Source organism: Novosphingobium sp. HII-3 (assembly GCF_002916655.1).
In the GTDB taxonomy this organism is placed as follows: domain Bacteria; phylum Pseudomonadota; class Alphaproteobacteria; order Sphingomonadales; family Sphingomonadaceae; genus Novosphingobium; species Novosphingobium panipatense.
The window spans coordinates 1-789 of sequence record NZ_PPSM01000087.1 but is presented as its reverse complement, the minus strand read 5'-3'; the positions used below and the strand labels follow the sequence as shown (position 1 = coordinate 789).

Annotated in this window: 1 protein-coding gene; it reads left to right on the top strand. The window is 62.2% G+C overall.

What is annotated here, in order from left to right; all coding sequences use genetic code 11:
• A partial coding sequence (gene istB, locus C2R25_RS19580; RefSeq protein WP_103730794.1) for an IS21-like element ISSsp4 family helper ATPase IstB occupies window positions 1-577 on the top strand: 577 nt, incomplete at its 5' end.
• Window positions 578-789: the final 212 nt, after the last annotated feature.

The following is a 789-nucleotide window of genomic DNA, read 5'->3' as shown; positions in this document are numbered from 1 at the left end:
GGAGGCAGCGTCGATCCGCTACCGGATGACCGCGGCGAAGCTTCCGGCAATCAAGGACCTGGATGGGTTCATGTTCGACGGAACGCCGATCAACGAAGGGCTGATCCGCTCCCTGCACGCCGGCTCCTTCCTGCCGGAACGGCGCAATATCGTGCTGGTAGGTGGAACGGGCACGGGCAAGACCCACCTGGCGCTCGCCATCACTGCCGCAGTGGTACGCGCCGGCACCAGAGGCCGATACTTCAATACGGTTGATCTGGTGAACCGGCTTGAGGAAGAAGCACGACTGGGCAAAGCCGGAAGCCTTGCCGCTCAACTCTCACGGCTTGATCTCGTTGTGCTCGATGAACTGGGCTATCTCCCGTTCGCCCGTTCCGGCGGCCAGATGCTCTTCCACCTGATCAGCAAGCTCTACGAAAAGACCTCGGTGATCATCACGACCAATCTCGCCTTTGGCGAATGGCCGAGCGTCTTCCACGACGCCAAGATGACCACCGCGCTCCTTGATCGCATCACCCACCATTGCGACATCATCGAGACAGGCAACGACAGCTGGCGGTTCAAAAACCGAAACTGAGCCCAAAACCCCTTCCCCCGGACCCCCATCCCCGGCGGTTAACCCGGTGGGTCAACAGGGACCTCCCACGGACGCCGCCGCCAGCACACCTGACGGTGCGCGTCGTCGTCCGTGGGCCCCTCCTATCGACTACCGGGATAACCGCCGCGCTGCCGAAAGGTGGGGTCAATATTGGGCGCCGATAGGGGGTCAGTTTTGCGCGCCGGTTGACA